General features: G+C 71.0%; 16 protein-coding genes. 3 read left to right on the top strand and 13 right to left on the bottom strand.

Annotated features, from left to right (window positions below):
- Nucleotides 1-7 precede the first annotated feature (7 nt).
- The 8 genes from WDZ95_RS18160 to WDZ95_RS18125 form a co-directional block, all read right to left on the bottom strand.
- On the bottom strand, nucleotides 8-454 hold the full coding sequence (locus WDZ95_RS18160) for a type IV pilin protein (protein ID WP_287467874.1): 447 nt from the start codon (nucleotides 452-454) through the stop codon (nucleotides 8-10).
- A 26-nt stretch (nucleotides 455-480) separates the two neighbouring features.
- A complete protein-coding gene (locus WDZ95_RS18155; protein WP_425780515.1) occupies nucleotides 481-5,046 on the bottom strand; it encodes a pilus assembly protein in 4,566 nt (1,521 codons plus the stop codon).
- A 19-nt stretch (nucleotides 5,047-5,065) separates the two neighbouring features.
- Complete coding sequence (locus WDZ95_RS18150; RefSeq protein WP_287467872.1) at nucleotides 5,066-5,590, bottom strand: pilus assembly PilX family protein; 525 nt, start codon at nucleotides 5,588-5,590, stop codon at nucleotides 5,066-5,068.
- Between the two features lie 2 nt (nucleotides 5,591-5,592).
- Entirely contained in the window at nucleotides 5,593-6,618 is a 1,026-nt protein-coding gene (locus tag WDZ95_RS18145) for a PilW family protein (protein WP_287467871.1), read from the bottom strand.
- On the bottom strand, nucleotides 6,615-7,106 hold the full coding sequence (gene pilV / locus WDZ95_RS18140; RefSeq protein WP_425780512.1) for a type IV pilus modification protein PilV: 492 nt from the start codon (nucleotides 7,104-7,106) through the stop codon (nucleotides 6,615-6,617). Before pilV ends, WDZ95_RS18145 begins: the two co-directional genes overlap by 4 nt.
- A gap of 2 nt (nucleotides 7,107-7,108) precedes the next feature.
- Nucleotides 7,109-7,702 (bottom strand): GspH/FimT family pseudopilin, encoded by a 594-nt coding sequence (locus tag WDZ95_RS18135; RefSeq protein WP_425780753.1) that lies wholly within the window; start codon nucleotides 7,700-7,702, stop codon nucleotides 7,109-7,111.
- Between the two features lie 303 nt (nucleotides 7,703-8,005).
- Nucleotides 8,006-9,208 (bottom strand): NAD(P)/FAD-dependent oxidoreductase, encoded by a 1,203-nt coding sequence (locus tag WDZ95_RS18130; protein ID WP_425780751.1) that lies wholly within the window; start codon nucleotides 9,206-9,208, stop codon nucleotides 8,006-8,008.
- A gap of 29 nt (nucleotides 9,209-9,237) precedes the next feature.
- Nucleotides 9,238-10,692, bottom strand: a complete 1,455-nt coding sequence (locus WDZ95_RS18125) for a PLP-dependent aminotransferase family protein (RefSeq protein WP_425780510.1) — start codon at nucleotides 10,690-10,692, stop codon at nucleotides 9,238-9,240.
- A 76-nt stretch (nucleotides 10,693-10,768) separates the two neighbouring features.
- Between WDZ95_RS18125 and WDZ95_RS18120 the strand changes: the two genes are divergently transcribed.
- Genes WDZ95_RS18120 through WDZ95_RS18110 form a run of 3 tightly spaced genes read left to right on the top strand, consistent with a single transcriptional unit; the run spans nucleotide 10,769 to nucleotide 12,969 of the window.
- The gene (locus tag WDZ95_RS18120) at nucleotides 10,769-11,506 is read left to right on the top strand and encodes a c-type cytochrome (protein WP_425780508.1); all 738 of its coding nucleotides are present in this window, start codon (nucleotides 10,769-10,771) and stop codon (nucleotides 11,504-11,506) included.
- Complete coding sequence (locus WDZ95_RS18115) at nucleotides 11,503-12,780, top strand: c-type cytochrome (RefSeq protein ID WP_425780506.1); 1,278 nt, start codon at nucleotides 11,503-11,505, stop codon at nucleotides 12,778-12,780. Before WDZ95_RS18120 ends, WDZ95_RS18115 begins: the two co-directional genes overlap by 4 nt.
- 9 nt (nucleotides 12,781-12,789) lie before the next feature.
- On the top strand, nucleotides 12,790-12,969 hold the full coding sequence (locus WDZ95_RS18110; protein WP_425780504.1) for a DUF2970 domain-containing protein: 180 nt from the start codon (nucleotides 12,790-12,792) through the stop codon (nucleotides 12,967-12,969).
- Here WDZ95_RS18110 and WDZ95_RS18105 read toward each other — a convergent pair.
- Genes WDZ95_RS18105 through WDZ95_RS18085 form a run of 5 tightly spaced genes read right to left on the bottom strand, consistent with a single transcriptional unit; the run spans nucleotide 12,920 to nucleotide 17,966 of the window.
- The gene (locus WDZ95_RS18105) at nucleotides 12,920-14,623 is read right to left on the bottom strand and encodes an AMP-binding protein (protein ID WP_425780502.1); all 1,704 of its coding nucleotides are present in this window, start codon (nucleotides 14,621-14,623) and stop codon (nucleotides 12,920-12,922) included. The genes WDZ95_RS18110 and WDZ95_RS18105 overlap by 50 nt on opposite strands.
- A complete protein-coding gene (locus WDZ95_RS18100) occupies nucleotides 14,620-15,324 on the bottom strand; it encodes an ABC transporter ATP-binding protein (RefSeq protein ID WP_425780501.1) in 705 nt (234 codons plus the stop codon). Before WDZ95_RS18100 ends, WDZ95_RS18105 begins: the two co-directional genes overlap by 4 nt.
- A complete protein-coding gene (locus tag WDZ95_RS18095) occupies nucleotides 15,317-16,081 on the bottom strand; it encodes an ABC transporter ATP-binding protein (protein WP_166224336.1) in 765 nt (254 codons plus the stop codon). Before WDZ95_RS18095 ends, WDZ95_RS18100 begins: the two co-directional genes overlap by 8 nt.
- The gene (locus WDZ95_RS18090) at nucleotides 16,078-17,088 is read right to left on the bottom strand and encodes a branched-chain amino acid ABC transporter permease (RefSeq protein WP_425780498.1); all 1,011 of its coding nucleotides are present in this window, start codon (nucleotides 17,086-17,088) and stop codon (nucleotides 16,078-16,080) included. Before WDZ95_RS18090 ends, WDZ95_RS18095 begins: the two co-directional genes overlap by 4 nt.
- Nucleotides 17,085-17,966: a branched-chain amino acid ABC transporter permease gene (locus WDZ95_RS18085; protein ID WP_166224330.1), complete on the bottom strand. Its 882-nt coding sequence runs from the start codon at nucleotides 17,964-17,966 to the stop codon at nucleotides 17,085-17,087. Before WDZ95_RS18085 ends, WDZ95_RS18090 begins: the two co-directional genes overlap by 4 nt.
- Nucleotides 17,967-17,968: the final 2 nt, after the last annotated feature.

The following is a 17,968-nucleotide window of genomic DNA, read 5'->3' as shown; positions in this document are numbered from 1 at the left end:
GCGGGCCTCAGTTCCAGCAACCCGAGGTGGCGCTCGCGCCTTTGGCGCCGGCCTGGTCCAGGGTAAGGGTGCCGCAGCGGGTGTCGCTGGCCTGCGCGTTCTGCGGCACGGCACGCAGCGCGTACGCCGACGCCGTGGGCGCGGCCGTGAACGAGAAGGTGTAGGTCGTCGCCAGATCGTTGCGGCAACTGAGGGCCGGCAACTGGGCGCTGTCCATCGCCGTGGCGCAGCCCGCGCCGGTGCGGTTGTAGGCCAGGCAGGTGGTGTAGTTGCGCTCCATCCACTGCGACAGCTCGGTCAGACAGGCCGTGGCGGCCGCCCGGCGGGTCTTCTGGACATGGCTCAGGTAGCTGGGATAGGCCACGGCCGCCAGGATGCCCACGATCGCCACCGTGATCATGAGTTCGATCAGGGTGAAGCCGTGCTGGCGCGCTGCGGGGGTTGCTCGGTGCATGGAAAAGCCTCTCGGGAGTCAGCGGGTCAGTCGCGCACGATTTCGCGCCAGGACAGGCGCCCGCGCAGCGGGGTGGCGCCGGTGTTGATGCGGATGTTGAAGGGCGGCGCGCCGGTCTGGCCGGCCACCAGGCGGTTGCCCACGATGATGGCCTCGCCCGGCAGACCACCGGTGGTCTGCACCGAGCTCGCGTAGGCGCCGCCGCTCAGGGCGTCGTCGTTGAAGCTGCCGCTGTCGTTGAGGTCGAAGAAGGGCTTGGCCAGGCGCGCACAGGTGAAGGGGTTCACCGCGTTCACGTAACCGCGCCCGCCGGGCACGCACTGGTCGACCGACTCGGGAATGATCGAACTCCAGATCAGCGTGGGCTCGGCCAGTCGGAACATGTTGGCCTTGGTCACCGTGCGCTCGCCGGTTTCGGGCATGTCGATGTAGCAGCCGAGCCGGCCCGACATGTCGCTCGGGCTGGTCTGCGCGCTCACCGTGCGCACCGTGCGCGAGATGCGGGGGTTGTTCGGGCCCTCGGGCTGGCTCGGGTCGCGCAGCGCGCTGAAAACGATCTGCGACGACAGCGTGCGCTGCATGAGCGTGCTGCGGTTGCCCAGCGGCGAGGCGGGGTCGTCGATGATGCTGTAGAGCGTCTGGCGGCGCGTGTTGGCCGGGTCGCCGGTCTGGAAGTAGCTGCCGGTGCCGAAGAACACGAAGCGCTTGTTGAAGTTGGGGTCGACGCTCACGCTGTTGACCGCCACCGTCATGGGCGAGGTGATGGGCTGCGTGTTGCCGCTGCCGTCGCGCGCCACGAAGATCGGCGCCGTCGGGGCCACCCAGTCGTCGGTGTTGCTGCTGTTGAGGTCGAAGCGCCACACCTGGCCGTACAGGTCACCCGCGTAGGCCACGTCGACGCGGCCGTCGTTGTTGGCGTCGAACACGCCGGGCATGGCCAGGCCGTTGCCGCCCGTGGTGGCGAGCGAGGTCGTGGGCACCACCAGGCGCTTGATGAGCGCGCCGGTGGCCAGGTTGAACACGTAGAGCGCGGCCGACTCGTTCACGCTGTTGTAGCCGTTGCCCACGATCACCACGTCGACCGCCTGGGTGCCGATGGTGACCTTGGCGATCACCGGGCGGCCCAGCATCTTGCCCAGGTGGGGGTCGGCCGCGTCGGTGGGGAAGTACTCCCATTTGACGTCATTGGCCGAGAAGCTCGCGGGGTTCGTCACGTCCAGGCCGAACAGGCCCTTGCCACCGCGGCCCAGCGAGGCCACGAGGTAGTTGCGCGCCGGGCTGCCCACCAGCGGGGACACCGCCACGTCGCCGTCCACGAAGTACTCGTGGTTGACGTTGTAGCCCACCGCGGTGAGCGTGCGCAGGCGGGGCAGCATCACGCTCGGGATGTAGGCGAACAGCTCGGTGCCAGGCGGCGTCGTGTTGTTGGCGCTCAGGGGCTGCGTGGAGAACGCGTGCAGCATGCCGTCGTTGGAGCCCACGAACACGGCCGTGCTGTCCTTGCTGTAGGCGGGCGACGAATGCGCGATGTCGCCCAGCACGGTGGTGGCCGTGCGGTCGCGGAAGGTGCCGCCCTTGGAGAACTCCCAGGCGTCGGAGCCGCGCACGTAGTCGAGCACGCGCTGCGCGGTGGTCGCGTTGGCGTCGAGCATGGCCTTTTCCGCCGCCGACAGGTTGCTCCACAGGAAGGCCTTGCCTTTGTTCGCGCCCGAGGCATCCGACCAGTAGAAGATGTTGCGTGCGGAGCCGCGGTTCTTGGGCAGGCCCGCGGCCGCGTTCCAGTCGGCGGTCTGGGCCACGCCGCTCGAACTGGCCCGGTAGGCCAGCAGATCGCCCGACCACCGGCTGTTGTTGAAGGTGGCCTGGAACACGTACGACTCTTCGTCCAGGCGCGTGCTGTTGGCAATGATGTTGCCGCCGCTGGCGCTGTTGTTGGCGATGTTCTCGAGCGCGCGGCGCAGCTGCGTCTTGAGGTTCAGCGGGTTCTGCACCAGGAAGTAGTTGTCGGGCACGCCGTCGCCCACGGTGGAGGTGGTCACCGGCAGCGCGTCCCATTCGGACTGGCGCGTGGGGCCCACGCCGGTGCTGGTGTCGTCGTCTTCCTTGTTGTAGCCGCCGTACTTCGCCACGTACCACAGCGGGTCCTTGAGCAACTGCGCGCTGGTGCCCGCGGTGTTCGGGCGGAACACGTAGGTGGTGGGCGTGTCGCCAATGGTCGGCAGGTTGCCGCAGGCCGCGGGCATGTCGGCGGTGTTGGCGTAGTTGCAGTAGCCGGCCCACTGGCCGGGCGGCACGTTCAGGAAGTAGCGCGGCGAGGTGTTCTCGTCGCGCGCGACCAGGTACACGCCGTCGCGCACCGTGCCGCCGGCGTCCGTCACGCCCGAGATCACGAAGCCCATGTTCTGCTGCATGCCGCCGGCCTGATAGGTCGGCACCACGGTCACGCGCAACTGGCCGCCGACCACCTCGACGGTGTAGCGCGCGATCGCGTCCATGTCGTGGTCGCCGCCCTGCTCCACGTCTTCGAAGTTGATCTGGAACACGGCCCGGTAGCCTTCGCCGGTGGTGGCGTTGGTGGGCGGGGTGAACTCCTCGAGGTAGAAGTCGACGATCTGGTTGGTGGGCTGGTAGGCGTTGCGTGCGTTCGAGATGCCGCTGCCACCGACGGATTTGGCGAAGGGCACCAGCGAGATCTTGCGGCCGTTGATGCTGACCTCGATGTTGGGCAGCGGCGAGCTCAGCGCGACCACGTAGCTGTCAACGTTCACGTTGGCCGCGCTGTAGGTCTGCGTGAGGTCGCGGCGGATGTTGTTGGTCTTGGCCCAGTAGGCCACCGCCGCCGAGTAGAAGCTGCCCTGCTTGGTCGGTTCGTCGGGCGCCAGACCGCGCACCGTGCCCAGACCGCTCACGGTCTTGGGGGTGGGCGCGTTGTCGGTCACGGTGGTGCCCGCCTGGCCGATGAAGAAGGAGCGCCCGGTGATGGCCGAGGTCACCACGCGGTCTTCGATGCCGGTGATGGCGTTGGCCACCGTGGTCACGTTCAGCCCCGCGAGGTTGCGGCCCGAGCTGGTCAGGGGATCGGTGTAGGTCGAAAACGAGGAGCCCGGCAGGCTGTCGGAGTCGAACGAGGGATTGATGTTCGACACCACGAGGAAGTTGGGGCGCGCGCAATAAGGGGCATTGGCCGTGCTGCTCGACGAGTAGGGGTCGTCCCAGGTGGCGCTGCTCAGGCCCACCTGGCCGTCGAGGGTGCGCTGGCCGGAGCGGTCGAACTCGGTCGATGGCGCGTTCGCGCCCGCGAAGTAGCGCAAGCCCTCGAACAGCATCTCGCCAATGGGGTTGCCCCAGTCGACGAACTCGCCCTCGGTGGGGGCCTTGGCGGAGTTCGTGTAAGGGTTGGGGTAGGCGTACTCGTTGGTGTTGCCGGTCTGGTTGAAGCCGCGGATGCGCAGGCTGTTGAAGCTGGTGACGATGGGCGCCGAGGTGCCGGTACGGAAGATGCCGGTGTTCGGCACGATCTCGTTCGAGAACGACGACACCACCTTGCGCAGGCGACCACCCGTCATGTGCCGGTCGTAGCTGCCCGTGATGAGGCCGAACAGCATGGCGTCGTTCTCGCCGTACTCGTGCAGCAGACCGATGGGCTTGATGTTGCCGTTCGGGTAGACCCGGCAGTCCTTGTTGAAGGTGGCGGTGCAGACCTGCACGCGCACGGCGTAGTTCTGCTCGGCGCGGATGCCGCTGTTGCTGAAGCTGCCCACCGACAGGCTGCTGTCGAGCACCGGCCGCTCCTTGGAGGCCCATTCCCAGATGCGGCGGTCGGCCACGTCCAGACGCATGCGCAGCAGCGGCGGACGGTCGCTGCAGTTGTTGAGCGTGATGGGGGCGGGACCGCAGGCCACGCCGTTGGTGGCGGTGAGGTTGCCGAAGAAGTGGCGGCGGTTGGTCTCGGTGGGCAGATCCAGCGCGGTGTAGTCGGCGATGTTGTAGCCGTCGGTGGCGACGTTGCGGTATTCCTTGCCCCAGCTGTGCGCGTCCTGCGGGATGTAGGCACGGCGCAGCACGGTGTTGCCGTTGACGTCGATCTCGCGCATGCCGCCGTACAGCACCTTGCGCAGCGCATCGATGCGGCTGGTGGTGATGTAGTTGAGCCAGTTGCCCGACCACTGGCCGGCCGAGGCGCCCCCGGTGCAATTGCGCAGCGTGGCATCGCTCACGGCCGATACCGGTACCCAGAGTTCGCCGTTCTTGGTCGAGCCGTTGTCGTTGTTGCCCGGGTTGCCCGTGTAGTTGTAGCAAACGTCCGAATCGAACAGGCCGTAGTACTGGATCGTGGGCTTGAAGCGGATGTCGAGCAGGCCGTCGCCGTCGATGTCGCTGGCGTCGTTGTAGGCCTCGTAGAACAGGCGGTGGTCGCGGCCGGCGATGAGCATGGTCATCGGCTTGGCGTTGATGGTCGCGGTCAGCGGCACGTTCGGGATCGACAGGGCGGCAGCGGTCGCATCGACCGCATCGGTGAACAACTGCACCGACAGCGCGCCGAGCAGCAGCGTCGCCTTGGCGGTGCTCTTGATCAGACGGAGGGACATCATGGGCGGCTCCCGGACAAACTCAATCGGTGGCGTAGGTGGACTGCAGCATCACGGCCGAACGGTCGGCGCCCGCGTTGCTGCGCGCCGTGATGCGGTAGCGCTTGCAGTCGGCGGTGGTCGAGGGCGAACCGGGCTCGCATTCGAAGGTGTTGCCGAGGTACTCGACGAAATACTGGGGCGTCACGCCGATCGCACCGCTGGTGACGGTGGCGGCGTTCTGCCAGCCCGCGAAGGTGGTGTCGAGCCAGCGGGGCGTGTCGGTGGGCAGGGGCGCAGGGCACAGGCCGGCCGCGCAGGACCCCGTGGGCGTGGGCTTGTTGAGGGCCACGAGCGCTTCGGCCTCGCGCAGCGCCGCTTCGGCGGCCTGGAACGAGAGGCTGCGGTCGTAGCTGTGCCCGGCCATGCGCTCTTCGAGCGAGACCGATCGCATGGCATTGAGCCCCACCAGCGCCATGATGGCCACCAGCACCAGCGCCACGATGAGCACCACGCCGCGCTGGCGGTCACGGTGCGGCAAGCGGGAAATGACGGGGAATCGGCTCATGGTCACTGGGCGCGGTTGCGCAGGGTGATGGCATACACCTGCTCGCGGCGCAGGGGCTGCTGGTCGGTGCCGACGGACTGCAGGGAAACGAGCGAGAGCTGAACGCGCATGGCCACGGGAACGTTGGTGGCCGCGTCGGTCCAGTCACCGATCAGGTTGGCGTCGACCCAGTCGTTGGCGAGCGTGCCCGAGGCCGCGTTGCGCGTGAGGTAGCGCAGCTGCATGTCGACCACCCCGTCGGTGACCTCGACGCGTGCGCCCTGCGTGGCGCGGTAGAGCGAACGGCCGCCGCGCGGGTTGTTGCCGATGTACCAGAAGCCCGGATTGAGGCGGCTCACGATGCTGCCGCCGGCGAAGGTCTTGGGCGTGCCGTTGGTGGTGCACAGCGTGGGGTAGCCCAGGCCTTTCGTGCAGTTGCCCGGCGTGCCCGTGCCGGCGTTGTGCACGATGGTGCTGTTGGTGCCCGGCGAGGCATTCGAGATCTGGGTGATGGCGGCCGATTGCTGGTCGCACACCATCACCACCTCGCCGACGGAGATGCCGTGGTTGACGGTGTTGAGATCGAACGAGGCCGCCGTCGGGTTGTGGGTCACCACGATCGCGCTGTCGGTGGTGTTCGGGCTCATCACGCGGACCGCGTCGGTGTTGACCACGCGCTCGCCCACCGCGGTGCCGGTGGGCACGATGTCGGCCACGTTTTCATTGCCCTCGTAGCCGCGGATGGGACCGGCCGCGAAATCGTAGGCCCAGTTGGACGCGGGGTTGAGCAGCACGTTGGCCACCAGCCGGGCGCCGCACGGGTTGCCCCCGGCCTGCCGCACCTCGCGCGACAGCAACTCGAAGGCGATGCGGCCGCTCTCCTGCAGCCGCGCCAGGCCTTCGTTGGTCCGGGCGGCCTGCTGGTTGGTCACGTAGACGCTGATCACGCCGAGCACGAGCAGCAGCCCGAGCACCATGCCCACCATGAGCTCGATGATGGTCACGCCGCGCTGGGCGCGCCGCGGCGAAGGCTTCGCGTGCAGGGTCACAGGCGGCTCCTCGTGTCGAAGCGCTGCTGGCCCAGACCCCCGGCGCGCTGATCGTCCCAGGTGATCTGGATGGTGCATTCGCCCGTGGCATCGCAGCGGATCGCCCCGCAGGTCTGGGCGTTGTCGCCCAGACCGGCCTTGAGGGCGTTGATCCAGTCCTTGCGGCTGTTGTCGACCAGGGTGTTCTGCGGCACGTCGGTGGCGGCGCAGATCGGCGTCAGCACGGCGCCCGGGGCGGCGTTGGAGTCGGTGTTGTACTGGCCCAGCAGCGCGTTGCCGCGGTCGGCCCGCATCATGTCGAGCATGAAGTAGCTGAGCATCACGGCCTGGCTGCGCGCATAACTGCTCTGGTTGCCCTTGAGCGCGCTGGCCTGCAGGCCGGCCATGCCGAGCAGGCCGATGGCCAGGATGACCACCGCCACGAGAACTTCGATGAGGCTCGCGCCCCGTTGCCGGTGGCCGTTTGGGGATATGAAATGTGTGCGCATGATCAAGCGGGCGCCGCGCAGGCCGCGCCCAGGCTGACAACGGACGTTGCGATGCGTCCGGCGGAACTGACGTCGATTTCGCGCGCGCGGCGCGCGTCGTTGATCGCGGTCGAGGTGGAACACACGCGCAGGCGTCCGGCCAGCGCGGTGCCGGCCATGTTCCTCACGGTGCCATCGGCCGCGAAGGAGAGGTAGTTGGCCACCGCGGCGGTGCCGAGGATGCTGAGCTCGCCGGCCTGCGGGCCCGTGCGCGTGAGGACCACGTCGCCGGCGTTCACGGCGGCGTCGCCGCCCGGCCGGTTCGTGTCCACGAACACGATCCAGCCCTGCTCCCAACCGCCGGCCGCGGCGCAGCCGGTGCCGTTGGTGCTCTTGCACACCGAGATGCGCGTGCCGCGGCGGATGGCTTCGCTGCGGGCCAGGGCCAGGGCACTCACGATTTCGTTGGTGCTGCTCGTGACGCGGCTGGACGCCATCGACCCCCGGAAGCTGGGCACGGCGATCGCGAGCAGGATGGCGAGGATGGTGATGCCCACCATCAACTCGATCAGGGTAAAGCCTCGCTGCGGCAAAAAAGAATGCTTTTCTACTCGCATACGGGGTAGGGATTCGCTCATCCCGACATGCTTCCTTGTGACCACCCCTACGCGCGCGCGACTAGACGGGCGTTCACCTGCCGACGACGAGCGGTTACAAATCGAATCGCAACGCCGCCGGCGCGGCATTGCCATCCGTTGGAAAAAGGGGCTGTACATGCGGCCGATCGTGCCCGCGGGCGCGGGCCGGACCGGGCCACGGGCGGATGAAAGGCGGCTTTGGCGGCATGACCCCGAACTTTGCCGGCCCCCTGCCGCCGAGCGGCGGCGGGCGGGCGAGCGGCGGGCCCGGGGCGGCCGCGCCTAGCCGAACCGCGCCGCCGAGTACGGCGCCACGTCCACCCGCGTCGGTCCGCCCTCGATGAGTTCGGCCATCAGCCGCCCGCTCAACGGGCCCAGCGTGAAGCCCTGGTGCGCGTGGCCGAAGTTGAACCACAGGCCGCGGTGGCGCGGCGCGGGGCCGATCACGGGCAGCATGTCGCCGGTGGCTGGGCGTGCGCCGAGCCAGGGCTCGGGATCGACCGCCTGCGGCAGATCGAGCAGCTCGCTCGCGAGCCGGTGCGCGCGGCCCACCTGCACCGGCGTGGGCGGTGCGTCCAGGCGCGCGAACTCGGCGCCCGTGGTGATGCGCACGCCGCGGCGCATGGGCGCGATCACGAAGCCGCCGTCGGCGTCGAGCAGGGTCAGGCGCGGCGGCTCGCCGCCCGTGTAGTGCTGGTGGTAGCCGCGCTTGGGAAACAGCGGGAAGCGGTAGCCCAGGCCGCGCAGCAGCGGGTCCGACCACGGGCCCAGCGCCACCACCGCCTGGGCGGCCTGCACCTCGCCCTCGGCGGTGCGCACGGCCCAGCCCTGCGCGGTCTGGCGCAGGGTGGCGGCATCGCCCGCGAGCAGGCGCGCGCCCAGGCCGGGCAGCAGCGCGGCATAGCGCGACACGAGCTCGCCCGGATCGCTCACCGACCAGGGATCGGTCCAGTGCACCGCGCCCGCGAGGCGGCGGCGCAGCGCGGGCTCGGCCGCGGCCAGGGCGTCGCTGTCGAGCACGCGGTGGTTCACGCCGCGCTCGGCCAGGCGCTGCGCCTTGGCCACGGTGTCGCGCATGGTGGCGCGTTCGCGGAACACGTGCAGGTAGCCTTCGCGGCGCACCAGGTCGTCGGCGCCGGCCAGGCGGATCAGGGGCTCGTGCTCGCTCAGGCAATGTTCGATGAGCGCGCCGTAGGCCAGCGACAGGCGCGCGTGGCGCGCCGGCTGCGAGTGGTACCAGTAACGCGCCAGCGGCCCCGCGAGCGCGGGCAGCGCGCCCAGGTGGTAGTTGACGTCGGCGCCGCGCTTGAAGGCCACGCGCAGCAGCGTGGACCATTCGCGCGGGAACGGGTAGGGCTCGATGGATTCGCGCTGGATGATGCCCGCGTTGCCGTGCGAGGTTTCGCGGCCGGGCGCGCGCCGGTCCACCAGCGTCACCGCGTGGCCGCGCTGCGCCAGGTGCAGTGCGGTGCACACGCCGACCATGCCGGCCCCCAGGACGAGGATTTCTTGTTTCAAGTGCGGGCTCCTTTCGCCGCGGTGAACGGGATGTGCTGGCCCGGCAGCGCGCTCACCAGCCGCCCCAGCGCCTTGATCGCCGCATCGCTCTGCTCGGGCCGTGGGTGACCCACGTTGAGCCGGATGTGCCGCGTGAAGCGCCGGTCGGCCGAGAACAGGTGCCCGGGCGCGAGGCTGATGTGGCGCGCCAGCGCCGCGTGGTGCAGCGCCATCGCGTCCACGCCCTCAGGCAGCTCCACCCACACGAAGTAGCCGCCCTCGGGCCGCGTCACGCGCGTGCCCGCGGGCAGGTGCTGCGCGATCGCCCGCAGCGCGCGCTCCTGCCGCGCCGCGAGCGCGTCGCGCAGCCGGCGCAGATGCCGATCGTACGCGCCGTGCTTCAGAAAATGCAGCACCGCGAGCTGCGACGGCACCGCCACCGCGAGCGTGCCCATGAGCTTGAGCCGCTCCACCTCGCGCGCGAATCGCCCCGCCGAGACCCAGCCCACGCGGTAACCGGGCGCGAGTGACTTCGAGAACGAGCCGCAGTGCATCACCCAGCCCTCGCGGTCGAAGGCCTTGGCCGGCGGCGGGCGCTGCGCGCCGAAATACAGCTCGGCGTACACGTCGTCCTCGATCAGCGGCACGCGGTGGCGCGCCAGCAGCGCCACCAGCGCCTGTTTGCGGTCCACCGGCATCAGTGCCCCCATGGGGTTCTGGAACGTGGGCATGAACCAGCAGGCCTTCACCGGGTGGTGTTGCAGCACCTGTTCGAGCGAGTCCAGCTGAACGCCCAGGCGCGGGTGTGTGGCCACCTCCACCGCCCGCAGCCGCAAACGCTCGAGCACCTGCAGGCAGCCGTAGAACGCGGGCGACTCGATGGCCACCACATCGCCGGGCTGCGTCACCGCCTGCAGCGACAGCGCCAGCGCCTCCATCGCGCCGCTGGTGATCACGATCTCGTCCACCGCCGAGGGCACGCCCTGCGCCAGGCCGCGCAGCGCGATCTGGTGGCGCAGGTCGGGGTTGCCCGGCGCGAGGTTCTCGAGCAATTGCGACGGGTCGAGCCGGCGCATGGCCGTGCCCATGCCGCGCGCCAGCCGTTCGAGCGGGAACAGCGCGGGGTCGGGGAAGGCCGAGCCCAGCGGCACCACGCGGCGGTCGCGCACCGTGCCGAGCACGGCCATCACCACGTCGTTGATCGCCACCGCCTGCTGGCCCGCGGTGGGGTGCATGGCCTGCGGCTCTTCGCGCCGCTCGGGCCGCGCGTTCACGAAATAGCCCGAGCGCGGCCGCGCGCTCACCAGGCCGCGCGCCTCGAGCAGGTAGTAGGCCTCGAACACGGTGGACGGGCTCAGGCCGCGCGTGGCCACCACCTCGCGCACGGAGGGCAGCCGGTCGCCGGCGCGCAGGGTGCCCTGCTCGATCAGGGCCGCGAAAGACTGCGCCAGGGTTTCGTACTTGGTGGCCATCTCAAGCCGCTGATACGGTCGACCTGGCGCGATCTGCACCTACCGGCCGGGCCCGATCGGGCGCACAGTGAGGGCCGTGAAAAAGACCTTCCCCCTCACCACGCGCGCGCCGCGCGGCCGGGCCCGCCTGGCGGCGCTCGCCGCCGCCCTGTGCCTGGGCGGCGCCGCACACGCCGCACCGCCCGCACCGCCGCAGGACACCATGGCCCAGCGCATGCAGGCCTGCACGGTCTGCCATGGCCAGGACGGCCGGGCCACCAACCAGGGCTACTTTCCGCGCATCGCCGGCAAGCCCGCGGGCTACCTCTACAACCAGTTGATCCATTTCCGGGACGGCCGGCGCAAGAACGCGACCATGAGCTACCTCGTCGATCATATGAGCGAGGCCTACCTGCGCGAGATCGCCGAGCATTTCGCTGCGCTCGACCTGCCCTACCCGCCGCCGCAGACCACGGGCGCGCCGCCCGCGCAGCTGCGGCGCGGCGAGCAGCTGGTGCGCCTGGGCGACCCGGCGCTCGGCATTCCGGCCTGCGCGAGCTGCCATGGCGCGGCCATGACGGGCGTGCAGCCGTCCATGCCCGGCCTGCTGGGCCTGCCGCGCGACTACCTGCTCGCGCAGTTCGGCGCCTGGCGCACCGGCCTGCGCCAGGCCGCGGCGCCCGACTGCATGGGCGAGATCGCGCGCCGCCTCACGCCCGAAGACGTGAGCGCGATGGCGGTGTGGCTGTCGTCGCAGCCGGTCACACAGGGCCCGGCGCCCGCGGGCAGCCTGCCCGCGAAGCGGCCCATGGCCTGCGGGAGCGGTGAACGGTGAAACGCATCATCGCCCTCCCCCTGGCCGGCGCGGCGCTGCTGGCCGCCGCCACCGCGGCCTGGCTGCTCTGGCCCACGGCGCCCGTGGCCGTGGCGCCCGCCGCGCCCGCCGCGTCCGCATTGGCCGTGCCCGCCCCGGCCGCGCTCGTGCAGCGCGGCGCCTACCTGGCGCGCGCGGGCAACTGCGCGGCCTGCCACACCGAGCGCGGCGGCGCCGACTACGCGGGCGGCAAGGGCCTGGCCACGCCCTTCGGCACCGTCTACGCCAGCAACCTCACGCCCGACGCCGACACCGGCATCGGCCGCTGGAGCGCCGACGACTTCTGGCGCGCGATGCACCACGGCCAGTCGCGCGACGGCCGCCTGCTCTACCCCGCGTTCCCCTACACCGAGTACACCCGCGTGCGCCGCGAAGACGCCGACGCGCTGTTCGCCTACCTGCAAAGCCTGCCGCCCGTGGCGCAGGCCAACCGGCCGCATGCGCTCGGCTGGCCCTACCGCACGCAAGCCGCGCTCAAGGTCTGGCGCGCGCTGTTCTTCACGCCCGGCACGTTCGAGGCCGACGCCTCGCGCAGCGCCGAGTGGAACCGCGGCGCCTACCTGGTGCAGGGCCTGGGCCACTGCCAGGCCTGCCACGCGCCGCGCAACGCCTTCGGCGCCACCGCCACATCGCTCGACCTGAGCGGCGGGCTGATCCCGCTGCAGAAGTGGTACGCGCCTTCGCTGGCCGCGGCCGACGAGGCCGGGCTGCAGCGCTGGAGCGAAGACGAGGCCGTGCAGCTGCTGCGCGACGGCCGCAGCGCGCACGGCGCCATGCTGGGCCCCATGGCCGAGGTGGTGGCCGGCAGCACCCGTCACCTGGACGAGAGCGACCTGCGGGCCATGGCCAACTTCCTGCGCGCCCTGCCCGAGCAGCCGGTGCGCCGCGAGCGCGGCGAGCCGGCCACGGCCCAGGTGCTCGAACGCGGCGCCGGCCTCTACGAACAACATTGCGCGCAATGCCATGGCGCGCAAGGCGAAGGCCACGAAGGCCTGTACCTGCCGCTCGCGGGCAACCGCAGCGTCGGCTTGCAGGACCCGACCAACCTGCTGCGCCTGATCGTGAGCGGCGGCTTCACGCCCAGCACCGCGGGCAACCCGCGCCCCTTCGGCATGCCGCCCTTCGGCCAGGACCTGAGCGACGCCGACATTGCCGCGGTCGCGAGCTTCGTGCGCAGCCGCTGGGGCAATGAAGCCGGCCGCGTGCTGCCGCTCGATGTGCAAAAGGTTCGTTAGGAGGACGACATGACCGTGATGCGAGAAGTGCGCACCGTGCTCTGGGGCTTCATCGGCGTGGCGCGCCGCAAGCGCCTGGAAGGGCCGCAGGGCCACCCGCTGGTGATCATCGCGGTGGGGTTCTGCGGCGTGGCGGTGTTCATGGGGCTGCTGGCGCTGCTGGCGCACTGGGCGGTGCGCTCGCTGTGAGCGCCGCCTGCGCGAGCCGTTCGCGCACGTCGGCGCGCAGCAGGTCTTTCTTGACCTTGCCCGATGCCGTGGTGGGAAAGGCATCCACCACCACCAGCTTCTCGGGCATCTTCTGCCTGGCCACGCCCGCGGCCGCGAGCGTGCGCGACACGGCCTCGATCGACACGTCGGACCCGGGCGCCGCGACCAGGTAGGCGCACACGGTTTCGCCCAGGCGCGGGTGCGGCATGGCCACCACCGCGGCCTGCAGCACCCCCGGGTGCTGGTGCAGCAGGTCTTCGACCTCCTTGGCGCTGATCTTCTCGCCGCCGCGGTTGATGAGGTCCTTGATGCGGCCGGTGAACACGATCGCGCCCTCGGGCGTGCGGTAGCCGACGTCGCCGGTGTGGAAGTAGCCCTGCGCGTCGAACACCTGCGCCGTGTCTTCGGGATTGGCGTAGCCCAGGAACAGGCCCGGGCCGCGCGCGCAGATCTCGCCCTCGCGGCCGGGGCCGACCTCGTCGCCGTTCGGGTCCACGAGCTTGACCTCGTAGTCGATCACCTCGCCGTCGGTCTCGGCGGCCAGCCGCTCCTGGCCCGGCAGCACGTAGCCCAGCGTGATCACGGGCGCTTCGCTGCTGCCGTAGACACGGAACGAGCGGCAGTTCGCGAACACGCGCGCGACGCGGTGGATGAGCTCGGGCGGCACGGCCGCGCCGCCGCAGGGGAAGGTGCGCAGGCTGGGCAGCGGGCGCTGCTCGCGCTCCGCCAGCTCGAGCAGCTCCTGCAGGAAGGGTGTGGCGCACAGCGTGAAGACCACCTGCTCGGCCTCGATCAGGTCGGCCGCGGCGGCGGCGTCCCATTTGTCCATGAGCACGGCGCGCACGCGGTCGTGGAACGGCAGCTCCAGGCCGTAGGTGTAGCCCGTGACGTGCGTGATCGGCGAAGGCATGAGCGTGGTGTCGCCCGGGCGCAGGCCCCAGTGCTGCGCGGCGCGGCGCATGCTGCGCGCCAGGCTGTTGTGGCTGTGCAGCACGGCCTTGGGCCGGCCCGTGGTGCCCGAGGTGTAGAGGATGAGCTTGACGGCGTCGGGATCGGTGCGCGGCAGCGCAGGCAGCGGCGCATCGCTCTCGAGCAGCGCGCGCAGGTCGGTCACGCCGGGCGTGGGCGTTTCGCCGCGCACGCTCCACACGTGGCGCAGCGCGGGCAGGCGCGCGCGCAGGCCCTGCACCATGGCCAGGTGGTCGAAGCCGCGGAAGCGCTCGGGCACGAAGATGCCCTTGGCGCCGCAGTCGGCCAGGATCAGCTCGACCTCGCGCTCGCGGTAGATGGGCACGATGGGGCACACCACCAGGCCGAGCCGCGCGGCCGCGAGGTTGATGAGCACGGCCTCGAGCCAGTTCGGGGTCTGGAAGGCGATCACGTCGCCCGCCACGAAGCCTTGAGCGGCCAGCGCGGCCACCAGCCGGCCCGAGCGCGCCCAGGCCTGCGCCGCGGTGAGCGACACGCCCGCCTCCCGGTGGGTGACATGGGTGGGCGCCTGCTGCGCGAGCGCCTGCGCGCGGTCGGCCAGCGTGAGGTCTTCCCAGGCGCCGCTGGCTTTCCAGCGGCGGGCCTGTTCGGGGTCGATGCGCGGCTGCAGCCGCGGCGCGGACATGGGGTGGGCCTGGGTCATACGGCGAGGTATCGGGTCTTGAGATCGGGCTGGGCGTCGAACGCAGCCCAGTCGCCTTCGAACACCAGCCTGCCACTGTCGAGCAGGTAAACGTATTCGGTGCACTGGCGCGCGTAGGCCACGTTCTGCTCGGCCACCAGCAGCGACAGGCCGAGTGTCTCGCGCGCGCGGCGCACCTCGTGCGCGAGGTCCATCGCGAGCTTGGGCGCGAGCCCTTCGGCGGGTTCGTCGAGCAACAGCAGCGCGGGCCCGGCCATGAGGCCGCGCACCACCGCCACGAGCTGCTGCTGCCCGCCCGAGAGCTGGTAGCCCAGGCGGTCGAGCAGCGGCGGCAGCAGGGGAAACAGCCGGCCCATCTCGTCGACCGGGGTGGGCGCACGGCCGCGCGGCAGCGCATGGTGCGCGAGCTCGAGGTTCTGCCGCACCGTGAGGTTGCTGAAGATGCGGCGGTCTTCGGGCACCAGCGTGAGGCCCAGGCGCGCGCGCTGCTCGGTGCCCAGGCCCGCAAGCGGACGGCCGTCGAGCGCCATCTCGCCCTCGCTCGCGGGCCCGGCGTCGAGCAAGGCCTTCATGAGCGTGGACTTGCCCGCGCCGTTGCGCCCGAGCAGCGCCACGCCGGCGCCCTTGGGCACGCGCAGGTTCAGGTCGAACAGCACGCGGCTGTCGCCATAGCGCGCGTTCAGGTGGCGGATCTCAAGCATGTGCGGCCTCGTCGCCCAGGTAGACCTCGCGCACGCGCGGGTTGTCGCGGATCTGTTGCGGTGTGCCCGAGGCGATGAGCTCGCCGTGGTGCAGCACCGAGATGCGGTCGGCCAGGCCGAAGACCACGTCCATGTCGTGCTCGGTGAGCAGCAACGCGAGCCGGCGCTCGCGCCGCACGCGCTGCAACAGCTGCACCGTGGCCTGGCGCTCCGCGGCCGACATGCCCGCCGTGGGCTCGTCGAGGAACAGGATGGCCGGGTCCAGCGCCAGCACCATGGCCAGCTCGAGCCGCTTGCGGTCGCCGTAGGCGAGCGCGCCCGCGATCGCGTCGGCCTGGCGTTCCAGGGCGGTTTCGAGCAGCAGCGCGTCGAGCTGCGCGGCGATGGTGCGCGCCTGCGCGGCCGACAGGCCCGCCAGCGGGTTGGCGCGGCGCTGGCGCGCCTCGCAGGCGAGCTGCAGGTTGTCGCGCACGGTGAGCTTGCCGAACACGCGCGCCACCTGGAAGGTGCGGCCGAAGCCGCGGTGCACGCGCGCGTGTGCGGGCAGCCGGGTGATGTCGTCGCCGCGGAACACGATCTGCCCGGCATCGGCGATCACCTCGCCCGTGAGCACCTTGAACAGCGTGGTCTTGCCCGCGCCGTTGGGGCCGATCACCACGTGGCCTTCTTCGGGCGCGATGGCGATGTCGACCTGGCGCAGCACCGGGATCTTGCCGTAAGCCTTGAACAGGCCGCGGGCGTTCAGCAGCGCGCTCATCGGCCGGCCTCCACCTGGGCGCCGGCCGCGGGCCGGTCCGCGCGCGGCGCGGGCCGCACCCAGCGCGCCAGCAGCCCCAGCACGCCGCCGGGCAGCGCGAGCACCACCGACAGCAGCAGCAGGCCCGTCACGAGGTCGGAGATGCCCACCAGCGTGCGCGTGACGTAGAACACCGCCGACAGCAGCACCGCGCCCAGCACCGGACCCCAGAAGTAGGCGCTGCCGCCCAGCAGGGTGTAGAGGATGGGGTTGGTGGAATTCGACCAGTGCGCGAGCTCGGGCGTGACGATCTGGGCCCACGGCGCCACCAGCGCGCCGGCCATGGCGGTGGTGAAGCCCGCGAACACGAACACGCTCCAGCGGTGCCGGCGCACCGGAATGCCGAGGAACTCGGCGCGCTCGGGCTCCTGCTTCACGGCCTGCAGGGCGCGGCCGAAAGGCGTGGCGACCACCCAGCGCACCAATGCGATCAGCAGCGCGCAGGCGAACACGATGAAGTAGTAGAAGCGGTCGCCCGCGCTGAAGTCGAGCCGCAGCGCGCCCAGTTCGATCAGGGGCCGCGCGAGGCCGCTCAGGCCGTCGTTGCGGCCCAGGAAGCCGGTGTTGATCACGAGCAGGTGCAGCAGTTCGGCGAACGACAGCGTGAGGATGGCGAAGTACACGCCCTCGGTGCGGCGCAGCGCCACGCCGCCCACCGCGGCCGCCAGCAGCGCGCCCACCAGGCCCGCGAGCGGCCAGGCCAGCAGGAACGGCAGGCCCAGCGACTGCGTGAGCACCGCCGCGCCATAGGCCCCGCCCGCGAAGAACATGGCCTGGCCGAAGCTCAGCACGCCCGACAGGCCGAACAGCAGGTTGAAGCTCAGGCCGAACACGGCGTTGATCCACACCAGGCCCGCGATGAACACCAGGCCGCGGTTGAGCACCTGCGGCAGCAGGCAGCCCAGCACCACCAGCGCAAGCAGCACGAGCAGGTCGCGCCGCAGCCCGGCGCCGACAAAAGCGGTCATGTCTTCTTCCCCATCAGCCCTTGCGGGCGCAGCAGCAGGATCAGCGTCATGGCGGCGAAGAACGGCAGACCCGGCAGGCCCGGCAGCACCCACTGGCCCGCGGCGTCGATGAGGCCCAGCAGGATCGAGCCCACGAAGGCCCCCGCGATGCTGCCCATGCCGCCGACGATGATCACGCCGAAGGCGTAGATCACGAAGCCGCTCGCAAGCGAGGGCGACAGCGCCTGGTTGGCCAGCAGCGTGCCGCCCGCCAGACCCGCCAGGCCGAAGCCCAGCGCCACCGTGGCGGTGTAGACGCGCCGCACGTTGATGCCCATGAGCCGCGCCATCCACGGGTCGACCGCGATGGCCTTCACCAGCCGGCCCGCGCGCGTGCGGTTGAGGAAGACCTCGAGCGCGATGAAGCTCAGCACGCCGGCCGCGATGATGAACAGCGACATGCGCGGCACCACGGCGTTGCCCAGCACCCAGGCGCCGTCGAGCGCCTGCGGCGGCATCACGCTGTGGTACTTGAGGCCCCACACGAGCTTGGTCGCGCCTTCGCACACCAGCAGCAGCGCGTAGGTGGCGATCAGGATGTAGGCATCCTCCACGCCCGCGAGGCGGCGCAGCACCAGCCGGTCGACCAGCAGCCCGAGCAGCGCCACCAGCAGGCCCGCGGCCAGCGTGCCCACGAGGTAGACCGCGGTGGAATCGCTCGCGCCCAGCCACTGCGCGATCGAGTAGGCCGCGTAGGCGCCGATCATGAAGAAGCCGCCGTGCGAGAAGTTCAGGATGTGCAGGGTGCCGAACACCAGGGTGAGGCCCGCGGCCACCAGGAAGGTGGCCATGGCCCAGGTGAGGCTGTTGACCAGCAGGGTCAGGAGGTCGGCGGCCATCG

It is taken from the genome of Hydrogenophaga sp. T2 (genome assembly GCF_049843535.1).
Classification (GTDB): domain Bacteria; phylum Pseudomonadota; class Gammaproteobacteria; order Burkholderiales; family Burkholderiaceae_C; genus Hydrogenophaga; species Hydrogenophaga crocea.
This window is presented reverse-complemented; position numbering and strand designations above follow the sequence as displayed.